Raw genomic sequence first — 15,251 nt, forward strand, 5'->3', positions numbered from 1 at the left:
CGAGGGGCGGATTGCGCTCACTTCACTCATAGGTCAGGGGCTCGACGAGAGCCGGCGTGCTGGAGGGCAGGACGTTGTAGCGCGGCAGCGCCATCTGGAGGATGTTGTTCACCACCGGCAGTGCCAGCCGGCTGCCGAGGTTACCGTTGCTCGGCTGGTCCAGCACCACGTAGACCACCAGTTGCGGATCCTCCGCCGGGGCGACCCCGACGAAGGAGGCGGTGTAGCCGTTGTAGCACTTGCACTTCGGGTCGAAGCGCTGCGCCGTACCCGACTTGCCCGCCGTGCGGTAACCCGGGATGGGGCGGTCCTTGCCCATCTGGGAGATGACCGCCTCCATCATGTTCACGGTCATCGCCGAGGCCTCCTCCGAGACGACGCGGTGCGACTCGGGCTCCGGTAACGGGAGCGACGACCCGTCGGCAGCGGTGGCGGACTTGATGATGGTCGGCTGGTGGTAGATGCCGCCGTTGACCACCGAGGCCACTGCGGCCGTCATCTGGACGGCCGAGACCGACAGGCCCTGCCCGAAGGAGATCTGGTCGCGGGTGTAGTCGGCCATGTCGGGGGCGGGCAGCGAGCCGGAGGTCTCACCGGGGAGCCCCGACCCGGGCTTCGCACCGAGCCCGAAGTCGGCCAGGTACTCGCGCAGCGTGTCCTTGGACAACTGCCGGGTCAGGAGGATGGTGCCGATGTTGGAGGACTGCGCGATCACGCCGCGCGCGGTCAGCTGCAGGTCCCCGTGGCTGAAGGAGTCCCGGACGAAGCCGCCGCCAGACGCGATCCGCCCGGGCACCGCGACCTTGGTGTCGGGAGTCACGAGGCCCTGGTCGGCGAGGGCCGCCATCGTCAGCACCTTCTGCACCGAGCCGGGTTCGTAGGCGGCGCTGACTGCGGGGTTGCCGAGATCTCCGGAATCCACTGCACCGGGATCCGACGGGTCGTAGGAGGGCCCGTTGGCCAGCGCCAGGATCTCGCCGGAGTGGACGTCCATCACCACTGCCATGCCCGTTTTCGCGCCCGAGTTCTTCATACCGTCGGCCAGCGCCTGTTCGGTGAACCACTGCAGGTCGCTGTCCAGGGTGGTCTCGACGTCGACGCCGTCGACGGCCGGTGTCATGACGTTCTCACCCAGGGGGATGCGGCCGTAGGTGGAGGCGTCGTAGATCTCCTGCCCCGGCTCGCCGTCGAGTTCATCGTTCAGGACAGCCTCGAGCCCCGCAGCACCCACGCCCTCCCCGTTGACGAAGCCAACGACGTTGCCGGCGAGGGCGTGCTGGGGGTAGGTGCGGATCGGGTCCGACGTGGCGAACAGCCCATGCCATGGCCTGCGGCCCTCCCCGTCCATGCCGGCCTTCATGTCCTTCTGGATCGCCGTCCAGGTGGCGGCGGGGACCTTCTTGGCGATGATCTCGTAGCGGGAGTCCGGGGTGGTGAGCACGTCCAGATAGGTGGCTTCGCGCCCACCGAGGTGCTTGGCGAGGATGGCCGCCACCGCCTGGGGCGCGGCGGCCGCCTCCTCCTGCTTGCGCTCGCTCATCGGGTACCGCTTGTCCGCACCGTTGGTCATCACCATGTCGGGGTCCACGCTGATCAGCATGGCCGGTTCGGTGGCCGCCAGCACCACGCCGTTGCGGTCCGTGATGGAACCGCGGGTGGCCGCGAGCTCGCGCGTGGACTGCATCTTCTCGGCGGCCTGCGCCGCCATGGCCTGGGAGTCGAACGCCTGCAACTGGAGGGCCCGGCCGACGCAAACGGTCACCAGCAGGGCCATGACCACCATGAAGGCGCGGATCCGCGTGGAGGAGCGCCCCACGGGCAGCCGCCAGGTGCGGCGATAGCTGCGAGACCTGCGCTTCGTCGGTGACGCCGCGCCCGCCGTCCTGGTGGTTGGACGATTCCGCTCGGGGCGTGCCGGCGCCACCCGCCGCCTGTTGGCGGTGTGGGGGTGGCGCGTGGAACCAGCCCCCGACCTGGAAACCTGGGACCTCGAGCGGGACTCCGCTGCCCTCCCGGTCTGGCCAGTGCGGCGACGCTCGTTGCTCACCGGACCCCTCCCTGCGGCGCGACGGGCAGGGTGGCGCCATCCCCGACGCCCGCCACGACGTCGGGCTGGGGTTCCCTGGTCCGCGGCAGCGGTGGCAGCCGGCGCAGGTAGGTGGCCTCGTCACCCGTGACGGGGGTGGGCTCGCCGACGATGCTTCCGTCGGCAAGGTTGATGAACGCCGGGTACGGATTCGGCACCATCCCCAGCTCGGAAGCACGCATGGCCAGCGAGGCGCTGCTGGACCTGCTCTGCAGCTCGGTGGTCAGTGCGGCAGCGGTGTAGCCCAGTTCGGTCGCCTCCTTGCGCAAGGACGCGAGTTCACGCGACTGAGCCGAGACCGACGTGGTGACCACCATGACCAGTGCCAGGCCGATGGCCACCAGGACCGTGATCACCACGCCGAAACCGACGTTGGACATCACCGGCCGCCGGGAGGCAACGAGCAGGAGCCGGGGCTTTCGCGCCGCCCGGGTGGCGTTGTCGGTGTCGAACGTCACTGGCTGGGCACTCATGCTGCCTTCCTGATTCGTTCGGCGACCCGCAGCCGTGCGGAGGCGGCTCGAGGATTGGAGGCGACCTCCTGTTCGTCAGGGCGCTCCGCACCCTTCGTGATCACGCGGAGCTCGGGCAGCAGGTGCTCGGGCACCACGGGCAGATTGCGAGGGGCCCGGTCACTGGACCCGACTGTGAAGGCGCGCTTGACGAGGCGGTCCTCAAGCGAGTGGTAGGCCAGGACGGCGAGCCGGCCCCCGACGGCGAGCGCGGAGATGGCCGCGGGAACCACGCCCTCCAGCGCCTGCAGCTCCTCGTTGACCTCGATGCGAAGCGCCTGGAAGGTGCGCTTGGCCGGGTGTCCGCCGGTGTGGCGGGCAGCTGCGGGGATGGCGTCGGCGATCACCTCGACGAGGCGACCGGACCGGGCGAACGGCTCCGTCTGGCGGGCCGCGACGATGGCGGTCGCGATCCTGTCGGCGAAGCGCTCCTCCCCGTAGCGTTTGAGGATTCGCGCCAGCGAGCCTGCGTCGTAGGTGTTGACCACGTCGGCCGCCGTGGGTCCCGTCGTCGGGTTCATGCGCATGTCCAGGGGGGCGTCGACGGAGTAGGCGAAGCCTCGCTCGGCGCGGTCGATCTGCAGGGAACTGAGGCCCAGGTCGAGCAGGATGGCGTCAACCTCTCCCACACCGAGGTCGGCCAGGACGTCGGGGAGTTCGTCGTAGACGGCATGGACCAAAGTGGCGCGCTCGGCGAGTTCCCCGAGCCGCTCCCGTGCGACCTCATGGGCGTCGGGATCCCGGTCGATGCCGATCAGCCGCACGCCGGGGAAGGCCTTCAGTATCGCGATGGCGTGACCGCCGAGACCGAGGGTGCCGTCGACGTAGACCGCACCCGGGCGAGTGAGCGACGGACGCAGCAACTCCACGATCCGGTCACGCATGACCGGATCGTGGACGTCGGCGAACCGTGACTCCATCATTCGACCCTTTCCCTGCTTTCTGCCTTCGCACCTGCGGTGCTGGTTCCCTTCCGGTCCACCTGACCTGACATCGGGGAAGTGAAGTCAGGGCAGTGGGTTCCGGCCGGGAGCCGGCGCCTCAGCTGCGAGTCATTGCCCCAGCCGGGACAAGAACTCCTCATCCAGTTCCGCGAAGCCCTTCTCCTGGCCGGCGGAGTATTCATCCCAGAGCTTCTGGTCCCAGATCTCGGCGCGGTTCATCGCACCGATCACCACGACGTCGCGATCCAGAGAGGCATAGGTGCGCAGGATCGGGGGGATCGTGACGCGGCCCTGCTTGTCCGGAACTTCGAAGCTGGCCCCGGCGCTGAGCATGCGCTGGTAGTCGCGGACCTGCTTCACGGTGGAGGGAGCCGAGGCGATCTCGGCCATCATCGCCTCGAACGTGGCGGTGGGGTAGACGGCCAGAGCGCGCTCCTGGGTGCGCGTGACCACGAGTCCGTCGGCGAGTTGGTCCCGGAACCTGGCGGGCAGGATCAACCGGCCCTTCTCGTCCAGCTTGGGCTGGTACGTACCGAGGAACACCGATGTCACCCCCTACCTCTCCGAAATCCACTCAACGTCCTCCACTTGCCCCCACATTACCCCACATTCCCCCACCTGCCCATGGATTGGAGGTGCAGGACTTGTCGCGTGTTGGGAGGGACGCGGCTTCGGCTCCGCGGGAGCAACTACGCTGAACCATTGAGTGCCGCCGAGACGGCGCGGAACTGGAGAAGGAGTACCGGTGCAGCAAGCAGCCGCAACCCCGTCCTTGGCCGAGGTGGCCGCCGTCGTGAGCAACGTCTCCGACGAGATCGCCAAGGTCATCGAGGGCAAGCCCCAGCAGATCCACACCGCGGTCCTCGTGCTCCTCGCCGAGGGCCACCTCCTGATCGAGGACGTGCCAGGGGTTGGCAAGACCGTGCTGGCCAAGGCACTCGCCCGGTCGATCGCCGGAGACGTCAAGCGGATCCAGTTCACGCCTGACCTCCTGCCCAGCGACGTCACGGGTGTGTCGGTGTTCAACCAGGGCACTCGTGAGTTCGAGTTCAAGCCCGGCGGCATCTTCGCCAACATCGTGGTCGGCGACGAGATCAACAGGGCCTCCCCGAAGACGCAGTCAGCCCTGCTGGAGGCCATGGCCGAGGGGCAGGTCTCGGCCGACGGCAGGACCTACCACCTGCGCCGACCGTTCATGGTGGTGGCCACGCAGAACCCGATCGAGATGGAGGGCACCTATCCCCTCCCCGAGGCGCAGCGGGACCGCTTCATGGCCCGGATCGAGATGGGGTACCCCGAGCGCCGCTCGGAAGTGGCGATGCTGACCTCACAGGCCAGCGGCGACCAGATCGGCAACGTGCGTGCGGTCACCGACGTCGACTTCATCGCCCGTGCCACCGACGCCATCCGGGGCGTCTACGTGGCGCCGGTGATCAACGACTACATCGTCACGCTGGTGGAGAACACCCGCAACTCCCCCGACCTGCGGCTGGGAGCGAGCCCGCGCGCCTCGTTGCACCTGATGCGGGCGGCCAGGGTCGAGGCCGCCCTCTCCGGGCGGGACTACGTGATCCCCGAGGACGTGCAGCGACTCGCGCCGATGGTGTTGTCGCACCGGGTCCTGCTGACCGTGGACGCGCAGGTGGCCCGGCTCACCAGCGAGCAGGTGGTCGGCAGCATCGTGGCCAACACCACCCGACCCAGCCGGGGCTGAGGTTGAGCGCGCCCACATTGCGGCTGACCGGACGGGGACTGGCACTGCTGGTCCTCGGGATAGTCATCGCTGTGGCTGCGGCGATGGTCGGCGAACCGGACCTGGTTTGGGTCGGGGTGTTCCTGGTCTCCCTGCCGGTGCTTGCCCTCGGCTTCGTCGGCCTCACCCGTCCCCGCCTCACGATGGAACGTCGCGTCGAACCTCCCGAGGTTCCACTGGGCAGCCGACCGCGCGTGGTGCTGGAGCTCCGGAACCGCAACCCTGTCGCTGTGGCTGCCCTCGACTTCCGGGACAAGGCCCCCTCCGAGTTCGGCTCCGACGCCAGGTTCACGCTGCTGCGCGGCCTTGGTGCGTGGCGGCAACCTGTGGGCTACGACCTGCGGGCGGACCATCGCGGACACTTCCGGCTGGGCCCCCTGCGCGCCACGGCTATCGACCCGATGGCCCTGGCCCGCTACAGCTGGTCCGTCCCCGGCGACGACGCGACGCTCAGCGTCACCCCACGGGTGTGGGCGCTCACCAGGCTGCGCGACAGCATGGGTGCGGGCTCCTCGGGCGATGCCACCCCACAGCGGATCGGCCAGGCGGGACAGGACGACGTCCTCGTCCGGGAGCACCGGCATGGCGACGACCTGAGGCGCGTCCACTGGCGCATGAGCGCAAAGCAGGGGGAACTGATGGTTCGCCTCGAGGAGCATCCCTGGGACCCGTCGGCGACGCTGGTGATCGACACCAGACGAAGTGCCCACTTCGGGCAGGGCCCGGAGGGCACCCTCGAGTGGTGCATCTCGCTGGGCGCCTCGGTCGCCGCGCAACTGCTCGCGGGCCGGTACCGCATCACGATCCTCTCCGCCGACGCCGAAGTCCTCGCGCCGGGACACGTCGACGCGCTGTCCGGGCGCAACCGGATGCTGCGGCGGCTCACGGACCTCGAAGCCTCCGGGGCCTCGACCCTCATGGAGGGTCTGGAGGACCCGACCGGGACGGGCAACTCCCAGTCCATCGTCGGCGCGCTGGGGATGCTGACCGCCGGGGACGCCGCGGCGCTGACCGCGGTCGGCTCCCGGATGCTCCACTGCACGGCCCTGGTCCCGGACGCCTCCGCCTTCGGAGCAGCTGCCGAGGCGGCCTCCGTGCACGACGACGCCTGCAGGTTGCTGGAGTCCAGCGGCTGGACCGTGGAGCGTTACCGACCGGGCCAGTCGGTACCCAGTGCGTGGACGGCCATGATCGCTCGCCGGGAGGCCCGGTGAGGTTCTCCCACTCCCCCCTCAACTCGGTCACCATCGCCGTCGCAGTCTGGCTCGCGGCTTGGAGCGTGCAGCCGCTGCTAGCGGAGGCCGCTTACATGGGCTGGGTCGGCGTCCTGGTCGCCGCCTCAGCGCTCACCGGAGCCCTGGCCGTGCTGGCCCGGATGCCACGGCTGGTTGCGATCCTGTTGCAGTTGGCCGTCCTGGCGGCGCTGTTGGTCTGGCGCGGGCTCTCCGAGGCTGCCAGCGTCACGGGAGCCGCCGACGTCGGACGCGTGGAGTCATTGGTAGCCCTGGCGGAGTCCGGTGTCCGGACGGTCAGGGAGGGGAGCCTGCCGCTGCCCAGTGAGGCAGGGCTGATGTGGCTCATCGGCTGCGCGATCGCCCTGATCATCATCTCCCTCGAACTGCTCGTGAACGGGCTGGAACAACCGGCCTGGTCCATGGCCCCGCTGGGCGTGCTGTACGGCATCGGCGCGCTGGCGATCCCTTCCGAGATGAGCTTCCGGCACTTCCTGCTGGTCGCGATCGGTTACGTCGCCATCCTCCTGGTGACCACCGGCTTCGGAAACGGAAGGCGGGCGGGGACGAGGTCACAGCTGAACGGGTTCCAGGCCTCGCGGGCTGGGGCGGGGGCCGCCCTGGCCGCCGTCGCGGTGGCGTTGGCGCTGTTCGTCACACCCGCGGTCCCCCTGGCGCAGAAGCAACCGTGGCTGGAGGCGGGCAGCGACGCCCCGATCCAGCTCAGTGACCCGACCATCCAGCTCAACGAGAACCTGACCCGTCCGGAAGAGACCGACGTCCTGTTCTACCGCACCGGCGACGGGCAGCCCACCTACCTGCGAACGGTCGCGCTGTCCCGGTTGACGACCAGCGGAGCGCAGCTGGTGCCGATGCAGCTCGAGACCAACGACCTCCAAGGGGTCTATGAGGCTCCGGGAGAGCGCGTCGAGGTCGAGGTCGAGATGGTCTACCCGTCGGAGTACCTGCCGGTGCCGTTCGCCGTCGACGGTTTCCAGGCCTCCGGCCGCTGGGCGCACGACCCCGACACGCTCGCAGTGGTGGCCACCGGCAGCGACCGGGTGAACCAGACCTCCGCCCTGCGGTATCGCGCCACCGCAACCGCGCCCAACCCGGACCGGGAGGCACTGGACGCCGCGATGGCCGGCTCCGACCCTGCGGGCGAGGAGACAGTGCGGGTTCCCGATGGGTTGGACCCCCAGGTCCGGGCGTTGACCGACGAGGTCACCGCAGCCGCGACCACCGACGGCATGAAGGCCCAGGCCATCCAGAACTTCCTGCGCTCCGACCCGTTCCAGTACAGCCTGGAGGCGCCCCGTTCAACCAGTCTGGACGCGATCAGCGCGTTCCTGCTCGAGACGCGTTCCGGCTACTGCATCCACTTCGCGGCCGCGATGGTGACCATGGCCCGCATCGAGGGCATCCCGTCCCGAATGGCCGTCGGGTTCACACCCGGTGAGGCCAGCGAGGACGGGTTCCGGGTGACCACCCACAACATGCACACCTGGCCCGAGTTGTACTTCGAGGGCCTCGGCTGGGTTCCGTTCGAGCCCACCAAGTCGGTGGCCGCTCCTCCCGAGTACACGGACCCGGACACCGACCCCTCCGCGCAGCCATCGCCGTCTCCCAGCCCGTCGCCCTCGCCCTCCCCGACGGGACCGGTCTCGCCGTCGCCGTCGCCGAGCCCGACGTCACCTCCGCAGGTGCCTGACGGCCAGGATGACTCCTCCGCGCTGGGCTGGTGGATCCTGTTCGGCGCCCTGTTCCTGGTGGCGGCGCCCTGGTTGGTCCGCACCGGGGCGAGGTCGTGGCGGCTGCGGCCGGGCCAGCCTCCGGTCGAAGCAGCCGTGTCTGCCTGGGAAGAGGTGCGCGCCACCTTCGTGGACCTGGGACTCGACTGGAACGAGCACAGCCCCACGTTGGCGGCGCGGGCGATGTCCGGTGAGGTGTCGGAGTCCAGCGCCGCAATGTTGACCAGCATCGCGACTTCCGTCGAGCGCGCACGGTTCGCCCGGGGCGGCGCCGACGTGTCCGGACTCGGCGCGCAGGTGAAGGGGCTACGCAGGGACCTGCTGCGAACACAGTCCGGCAGCCGGCAGGTCCGGGCGTTGTTCCTGCCGCTGTCCCTGCTGCCCGAGCGGCTGCGTTCCGTCGTGGGGCAATGACGTCTTCGATTCTCTTTTGCCCATTGCGGGGCGGACATACAATGGTCCCACGGCGCAACACCTAGGAGTCCGGATGGCTTTGTCAGAGCAGGAGCGCAAGCTGCTGGAGCAGCTTGAGGCGTCCCTCATGGCCGATGACCCGAAGTTGGCCGAGACTCTCCGGGGGACCAGCAGCATTCGCATCCACCGTCGGCGCGCCACTGTCGCCGGTCTCGGTTTCATCGCTGGCGTCGTCGTCCTGATCGCAGGGGTCCAGATCAATCCCCTCGTGAGCATCGGCGGGTTCCTGCTCATGCTCGCGGCCGCCATCATCGCGGTGAACTCATGGCAGCGCGTGGCCGGAGAGGACGACAAGGGAGAATCACCCGCGCGTCCCGATGACCACCCGGGCCCGAAGCCGACGAGCCAGGACTTCATGGAGAAACTCGAGGAGCGCTGGCGCCGCCGACAGGACGGCGGAGACCTCTAGGTTCAGGACGCCTTGCGCGTCAACCTGGCACGCCTCACCGCTGTGGGCCCGAACCTGAGCACAGCCCGATCAATGGCCGCTTCCGCCTGTGCCCAGCCCGCCTCCGGTTCGTCCAGGGCCGGCTGCAGGTAGGTCTCCTCCTTCGGCACCAGCTTCTCCACCCGCACCCCCACCCGACGAATCCGCGCCCGCTGCAGGTTCAACCTGCGGAACAGGCGCATCGCCTCGGCATGGATCTCCCCCGTCAGATCCGTGGGCGCCTTCATCGTCCCCGTGCGAGTGATCGTGGTGAAGTCCGCAAACCGAACCGACAAGGTCACCACCCTGCCCACCATCCGCTGCGCCCGCATCCGCGACGCCGTGCGCTCGGCCATTCGAAGGATCTCGGTGGTCACGATCTCCACGTCGTCGGTGTCCCTCGAGAAGGTCTCCTGTGATCCGACGCTGTGCTCGGCCGGCTCCCGCGCCAGGACCGAGCGGTCGTCGCGCCCCCAGGCCAAGTCGAACAACAAGGCGCCCTGCCCGTCACCCAACGCCCGTTGCAGCGTCGCGCGATTGGTGTTGGCGATGTCGCGCACCAGCCGCAATCCCAGTTGGTGCAGCTTTCCCGCAGTTGCCTCCCCGACGCCCCAGATGGCCTCCACCGGGAGCGGATGCAGGAAGCCGATGACCTCATCGGGGGACACCAGCTTCAGACCGTCGGGCTTGGCTGCCTTGGAGGCCAGCTTGGCGATGAACTTGCTCGGCCCGATCCCGACCGAGCAGGCCACCCCCTGCTCATCACCCACCTGGGCACGCAGCTTCTCGGCGATGGCCACCGGGTCACCCCCGAGCCGGCGCAGGGCACTCGTCACGTCGATGAACGCCTCGTCGATGGAGACCATCTCCACCTGGTTGGTGATGGCGTCGAAGATCTCCTCGATGGCGTCGGAGACCGCGGCGTACCGGTCGAAGTCGGGGTGCACCACCGCGACCTGGGGGCACAGTCGGCGGGCACGCGTCGAAGGCATCCCGGAGGTGATCCCCCACGCCCTGGCCGGGTAGTTGGCGGATAGCACCACCCCGCGGCTGGAGCCGCCGACGAACATCGGGACGCTGCGCAGTTCAGGATGCCTCGCCATCTCGACGGAGGCGTAGAACGCATCCATGTCCACGTGCATGATGACCGGCGCGCTCATCGTCCCGCGCTCCCGGGACTGGAGTGCCACAGCTTGCGCGGCGCCTCAGCTGCCCCCGTGCCGGCGGGCTTGATGTCGGCGTAGGGGGACTGCTTGAACCCGCTCGCGTGAACCAGCACCCGACGGCGGCCCATCCCGCCGGCACGGGTGTGGTCCTGCGGATCCGGAGGCGGTTCCTCGTCCCCCTGCCCTGCGCCGCTGGCGTCTGCGGCCAGCGCCTTCGCCCGCGCCGCCCTGCGGTCCGGGTCCTCGCCCCAATCGTCGGGGATCCATTCGCCGACGAGGCTGTAGCCCACAGGCACCTCATCGATGACCTCACAGACGGCAGCCATGGCCTCGTCGCGGGAAGCACCGCCCTCGACGGCGGTGGCCCAGACCTCGTGGACCTGGCCCAGGTCCCAGGCGCCGGTGGCGCGGATGGAGATACCCCGGGGCCCGGTGCGGCGGATGACCCCGCGCACCAGCAGCATCCAGCTCGAGAACACCGTCGCCGCATAGGGACCCTGGACGTTCTCGAAGAAGGTGGCGTCCACCGGGCCCGTGGAGTCGTCGAGGGTCAGGAAGATCACCCGGCGACCGCTTCGCACCGGCGGGGTCTGGGTGGCGACCTTCACCCCCGCGACCAGCACCTCGGAGCGGTTGCGCTGCTCCAGCAGGCGGCGTGAACTCGTGGCGCCGATGGCCGCCAGGAACGGCAGGTAGCGCTGCATGATGTGCTGGCTGGCGTCCAGACCCAGGATCTCCAACTCCGCCTTCAGGCGTTCGTCGGCGTCCATCTCCGGCAGACCGGTGGTGACGACGTCGCACTCGGCCTCGTCGCCGTCGAAGTCCAGTGCCCCCTGCACGAACTGCACCGCCACCTCCGCCGCACGGCCCTGGGCGCGTGCGAGCACGCCCGGGTCGTCCGATGTCTGCGGCAGGCGCCGCCGGCCGCGAGCCCTGGAGGCCGTGCGTTCGTCGGCCCGGCGCAGACGCTGCAGGTCCGCCAGCGCCAGCAGCAGGTCCCGTCGGGTCACCTTCGTACGCGCCTGCACGCCGGCGTGGGCTCCGATCCCGTAGCAGGAGTCGAAGGCGCCGGCGAGGATGAGGTTGCGGGCGACGGGTTCATCCACCTTGGCCCTCGCCCAGAAGTCAGTGAGCGAGGCATAGGGCTGGCCGGCGACGATCCGCTCCACCTCCGTCTCGCTGATCCCCTTCACGTCCGAGAGGGCCAGCCGGATCCCCCAGCCCTCCCCCACACGCTCGGTCCGGTAGGCGCCGTGGCTGCGGTTCACATCCAGGCCGAGGACGGCCACGCCCATGCGGCGGGCCTCCTCCAGCAGCAGCCGCTTGGGGTACATGCCCGGGTCATGGGTGAGGACGCCGGACAGGAAGTGGGCCGGATAGTGCCGCTTCAGCCACGCCGACTGGTAGGTGGGCAGCGCGAACGCCGCCGCATGGGCCTTGCAGAAGCCGAAGGAGGCGAACTGCACGAGGATGAACCAGAGTTCCTCGATGGTCTGCTCCTCGTAGCCACGGGCCCTGGCCTTCGGGAACAACCACTCCTTGACCTGCTGCTGGCCCTCCTTGTCGCCCAGTGCCCGGCGCACCTCGTCGCCCTGCGCCAGCGAGCAGCCGGTGGCGATGGAGATCAGCAGGATGATCTGTTCGTGGAACACCACCACCCCACCGGTCTGCTCCAGGGCCGGGATGAAGCTGGGGTGCAGGTACTCCGGTTCCCGCCAACCCTGCCTGGCCTCGAGGAACGGCGTGACCATGTCCGACTTCACGGGACCGGGCCGGAACAGTGAGATGTCGATGATGATGTCTGAGAAGTTCTCCGGGCCGAACTTGCCCACGAGTTCCCGCTGTCCCGGAGACTCGATCTGGAAGCAGCCGAGCGTCTGGCGCTGCCGGATCATCTCGTAGGTCTCGTCGTCGTCGAAGGGCGCCAGGGCGTCGATGTCGGGTGCGGGCTCCTCGGGGATGGTGCGACCGATCTCGTCGATCGCGTGCGCCATCGACGACTGCATCCGGATGCCGAGCACGTCCAGCTTCAGCAGCCCGAGGTCCTCGACATCGTCCTTGTCGAACTGGCTCATCGGGAAGCCGCCGTAGCTGGCCTCCATGGGGGTGCGCTGGCCGAGCGAGGAGTCACTCAACAACACCCCGCACGGGTGGAGTGCGATGTGGCGGGGCAGTCCGTCGAGAGACTCAACCAGTTCGAACAGCACCTCCAGCCGCTTCTCGCCCAGTCCTGCGGCGCGCAGTTCCGGCAGGTCCCGCAGTGCCGCGCGGGCGTCGCGGGCGCGGATGTGAGGGAACGCCTTGGCCATGGCATCCACCTCCACCGGTGGCAGGCTGAGCGCTGCCCCGACGTCGCGAACTGCGTGCCTGACCCGGTAGGTCTCCAGCATCGCAACGCACGAGACCCGCTGCCCACCGAAGACCTCAAGGATGCGCTCGTAGATCTCGGTGCGCCGGTGGGACTCGACGTCCAGGTCGATGTCGGGCAGTGCCACCCGCAGCGGCGAGAGGAACCGTTCCATCAGCAGGCCGTGGGCGATCGGGTCCACGCCGGAGACCCCGAGTGCGTAGTTGACGAGGCTCCCGGCCCCGGACCCACGGGCAGCGCACCGGATCCGCAGTTCACGGATCAGGCCGACGACGTCGGCGACCGTCAGGAAGTAGGACTCGAAGCCCAGGCGGCCGATCACTGCCAGTTCGTCGTCGAGCCGGTCCAGCACCTCCCGCGACGGGGCACCGTAGCGCTCCGCGATACCCGCCTCGCACCGGGCGCGCAGCACGGTCGGCGCCTCCTCGGGGGTGGTGCCGAGGGTCTCGAACTCGGGCAGGCGGATCTCGCCCAGGCCGATGTCCGCGATGGGATCCAGCCGGCACTCCTCCCCCAGTTCGCGGGTCCGCCCCAGCAATGCCTCCACTTCGACGCCCGCCAGGTCCGCCACCTCCCGCGCCGCCTCCAGCATCTGCGGGGTGGACTTCAGGTGGCCCTCGGCGTTGCGGCGGTCCACGTTGCGCAGGTCCAGGGGCACCAGCCGTCGGGCAGCGTCCAGGACATCGGCGGTGGCCGCCTGGTGGCGGTGGGCCATCCGCACCATGTTCGTGAGCACCGAGCGGAGCCCGAGCTGTTCGGCGAGCCGGACCATCCCGGCGGCCTGGTGCGCCGACGTCGGCCCGCGGCCACCGATCTGGTGGTTGGTGGCGGCGATCACGAGGGAGTCCCCCAGCAGTTCCCGCCAGCGTGCGGCTTCCTCCCCGGCGGCCTGCAGGTCACCGGCGGCGACGAGTTCCCCCGGGCGGGAGTCCGCACCGAGCATGACGACGACGTCGCGGCCGGCACAGTGGTTGGCGATGGTCTCCAAGGTGGCCACCGGTTCTGAGCGTTCACCGCTGAGGTGGACCTGGGTGATCAGCCCGCACAGCGTGCCCCAGCCCCGTCTGGAGCTGGCCAGGACGACGGCGCGCGGGAGCCGCTCGTCGCGCAGCTGTCCGCCACGCGCCGCGGTGGGACGACGGACCGTCAGTCCACCGGGCCCGACCGCGAGGTCCACCCCGACCACGGGCATGATGCCCGCCTTCAGGCAGGCCTTGGCGAACCGGACCGCGCCGTAGAGCCCTCCCCTGTCAGTCAGCGCGAGGGTGTCCATGCCATGGGCGGCAGCGGCCTCGACCAGTGCCCCGGGGTGGGAGGCGCCGTACTGGAACGAGTAGCCCGAGGCCACCCGCAGGTGGGTGAAGGGGGTGGTCACGATGCACTCCTGCCCCTGACCCGTCGGACGCGGCGGGCGGCGTCGACGGCGAAGCGTTCGAGTTCACGCACCAGGTCATCAGCCTCGCGCTGGCTTATGATCGCGTGCTCACCGGCTGCGGCCACCTCCACGCGGGTGGAGAGGTAGCCGAAGAAGGCGGCCCACTCGCCCAGCTCCGGCGCGAGCCGGGCGAGCAGTTCCCAGACGTCGTGGCGGCCACTGACCTGCCCGGGCGCGGAGGCGATCACGGTGAGGGCGATCCTCTCGGCGTCACGGTGGGCGTTGACGTAGACATCGGCGGGACGCATCAGTCGCTCACCGCCTGCAGCACCCAGTCCTCGTCGCCGACGGAATGCGCGAGCTCATAGACCCCCCGGTGCGAGCCGTTGCCGGCCTCCACGCGCCAGACCTCACGCTCACGGGTCAGCTCACCCGTTCCCGGCTCAGGGTTGCGCCACCACGCCGTCGACCGGCTCCACCGACCTTGGACCTCCTTGACCAGCAGCAGTCTTCCCCGCCAGATGAACTGCCTCGGGCGATCACTGAACAGAACGTGGATCGGTTCTTCGTAGCTGCGCACGTGGGCCTCCGGGATCGGTTTGCCTGTCCGGTTCTCCGGGCAGGAAGTTGTGAGATTCGACCCTCGTCGGGAGCTTCGGGTCCGGTAGTGGGGGTCGATGCCACTACCGGACCCGAAGCGGCCCAGTAGTATCGAAAGACGCCCGACGGAGCCCTTCCCCAAGACCCTCCGAGATTCGAACGCCTGTTCGATACCAGACCATAGTAGCCCCTCCCCTCGGTCGGGAGTCAAGGGGCCGAGCGGGTCGACTTGAGGCCGGTCGGCGCGGCACGATGGACCCATGCGTCGCGTTCACGTCGTGGTCTCCGGCATGGTCCAGGGAGTGGGTTTTCGCTACCACGCGCTCAGGCACGCCGAGCACCTGGGCCTCGGCGGCTGGATCCGCAACCGCGCCGACGGGACAGTCGAGGCGGAGGTCGAGGGTGCGCCGGAAGCAGTCGACGGCCTGCTCGGCTGGCTGGCCGACGGGCCGCCCGGTGCCCGCGTCCGAAACGTCCGGGTCAGCGACGTCGCACCCACGGGCGAGACGAGCTTCGACATCCGCCACTGACCACCCGCGTTCTGGGACAATCATGCCCACGAG

Annotated in this window: 13 protein-coding genes; 5 read left to right on the top strand and 8 right to left on the bottom strand. The window is 69.5% G+C overall.

What is annotated here, in order from left to right; all coding sequences use genetic code 11:
* Positions 1–22: 22 nt before the first annotated feature.
* The 4 genes from LKO27_RS08220 to mraZ all read right to left on the bottom strand — a co-directional run bounded on the left by LKO27_RS08220 (position 23) and on the right by mraZ (position 4,085).
* Entirely contained in the window at positions 23–1,816 is a 1,794-nt protein-coding gene (locus LKO27_RS08220; protein WP_370629991.1) for a peptidoglycan D,D-transpeptidase FtsI family protein, read from the bottom strand.
* A gap of 227 nt (positions 1,817–2,043) precedes the next feature.
* Positions 2,044–2,559, bottom strand: a complete 516-nt coding sequence (locus LKO27_RS08225) for a hypothetical protein (RefSeq protein ID WP_227736877.1) — start codon at positions 2,557–2,559, stop codon at positions 2,044–2,046.
* Positions 2,556–3,521 carry a 16S rRNA (cytosine(1402)-N(4))-methyltransferase RsmH gene (rsmH, locus tag LKO27_RS08230; protein ID WP_370629961.1) on the bottom strand — a complete coding sequence of 322 codons (966 nt, stop codon included), beginning with the start codon at positions 3,519–3,521 and terminating at the stop codon, positions 2,556–2,558. Before rsmH ends, LKO27_RS08225 begins: the two co-directional genes overlap by 4 nt.
* 129 nt (positions 3,522–3,650) lie before the next feature.
* Entirely contained in the window at positions 3,651–4,085 is a 435-nt protein-coding gene (gene mraZ, locus LKO27_RS08235; RefSeq protein WP_227737255.1) for a division/cell wall cluster transcriptional repressor MraZ, read from the bottom strand.
* A 202-nt stretch (positions 4,086–4,287) separates the two neighbouring features.
* Here mraZ and LKO27_RS08240 point away from each other — a divergent pair, with 202 nt between their 5' ends.
* The 4 genes from LKO27_RS08240 (at position 4,288) to LKO27_RS08255 (ending at position 9,161) form a co-directional block, all read left to right on the top strand.
* Entirely contained in the window at positions 4,288–5,256 is a 969-nt protein-coding gene (locus tag LKO27_RS08240) for a MoxR family ATPase (protein ID WP_227736881.1), read from the top strand.
* A 2-nt stretch (positions 5,257–5,258) separates the two neighbouring features.
* Positions 5,259–6,509 (top strand): DUF58 domain-containing protein, encoded by a 1,251-nt coding sequence (locus LKO27_RS08245; RefSeq protein WP_227736883.1) that lies wholly within the window; start codon positions 5,259–5,261, stop codon positions 6,507–6,509.
* Positions 6,506–8,692, top strand: coding sequence for a transglutaminase domain-containing protein (locus LKO27_RS08250; RefSeq protein WP_227736885.1), 2,187 nt, complete (start codon positions 6,506–6,508; stop codon positions 8,690–8,692). The genes LKO27_RS08245 and LKO27_RS08250 overlap by 4 nt, the downstream gene beginning before the upstream one ends.
* 73 nt (positions 8,693–8,765) lie before the next feature.
* A complete protein-coding gene (locus tag LKO27_RS08255; protein ID WP_227736888.1) occupies positions 8,766–9,161 on the top strand; it encodes a DUF3040 domain-containing protein in 396 nt (131 codons plus the stop codon).
* A 2-nt stretch (positions 9,162–9,163) separates the two neighbouring features.
* Here LKO27_RS08255 and dinB read toward each other — a convergent pair whose 3' ends face one another.
* Genes dinB through LKO27_RS15570 form a run of 4 tightly spaced genes read right to left on the bottom strand, consistent with a single transcriptional unit; the run spans position 9,164 to position 14,668 of the window.
* The gene (dinB, locus tag LKO27_RS08260) at positions 9,164–10,369 is read right to left on the bottom strand and encodes a DNA polymerase IV (RefSeq protein ID WP_227736891.1); all 1,206 of its coding nucleotides are present in this window, start codon (positions 10,367–10,369) and stop codon (positions 9,164–9,166) included.
* Positions 10,336–14,088, bottom strand: a complete 3,753-nt coding sequence (locus LKO27_RS08265; protein WP_227736893.1) for a DNA polymerase III subunit alpha — start codon at positions 14,086–14,088, stop codon at positions 10,336–10,338. The genes dinB and LKO27_RS08265 overlap by 34 nt, the downstream gene beginning before the upstream one ends.
* Positions 14,085–14,396, bottom strand: a complete 312-nt coding sequence (locus LKO27_RS08270) for an SAV_6107 family HEPN domain-containing protein (RefSeq protein WP_227736895.1) — start codon at positions 14,394–14,396, stop codon at positions 14,085–14,087. Before LKO27_RS08270 ends, LKO27_RS08265 begins: the two co-directional genes overlap by 4 nt.
* Positions 14,396–14,668, bottom strand: coding sequence for a DUF6504 family protein (locus LKO27_RS15570; protein WP_227736897.1), 273 nt, complete (start codon positions 14,666–14,668; stop codon positions 14,396–14,398). The genes LKO27_RS08270 and LKO27_RS15570 overlap by 1 nt, the downstream gene beginning before the upstream one ends.
* A gap of 280 nt (positions 14,669–14,948) precedes the next feature.
* Here LKO27_RS15570 and LKO27_RS08280 point away from each other — a divergent pair, with 280 nt between their 5' ends.
* Complete coding sequence (locus LKO27_RS08280; protein ID WP_227736898.1) at positions 14,949–15,218, top strand: acylphosphatase; 270 nt, start codon at positions 14,949–14,951, stop codon at positions 15,216–15,218.
* Positions 15,219–15,251 lie beyond the last annotated feature (33 nt).

Source organism: Tessaracoccus sp. OS52, assembly GCF_020687685.1.
Lineage (GTDB): Bacteria > Actinomycetota > Actinomycetes > Propionibacteriales > Propionibacteriaceae > Arachnia.

What these genes read in the sequence shown, in the direction of transcription:
- LKO27_RS08225 (WP_227736877.1), bottom strand. Translation starts at nt 2,559, where the DNA reads ATGAGTGCCCAGCCAGTGACGTTCGACACCGACAACGCCACCCGGGCG.
- rsmH (WP_370629961.1), bottom strand. Translation starts at nt 3,521, where the DNA reads ATGATGGAGTCACGGTTCGCCGACGTCCACGATCCGGTCATGCGTGAC.
- LKO27_RS08255 (WP_227736888.1), top strand. Translation starts at nt 8,766, where the DNA reads ATGGCTTTGTCAGAGCAGGAGCGCAAGCTGCTGGAGCAGCTTGAGGCG.
- LKO27_RS08270 (WP_227736895.1), bottom strand. Translation starts at nt 14,396, where the DNA reads ATGCGTCCCGCCGATGTCTACGTCAACGCCCACCGTGACGCCGAGAGG.
- LKO27_RS08280 (WP_227736898.1), top strand. Translation starts at nt 14,949, where the DNA reads ATGCGTCGCGTTCACGTCGTGGTCTCCGGCATGGTCCAGGGAGTGGGT.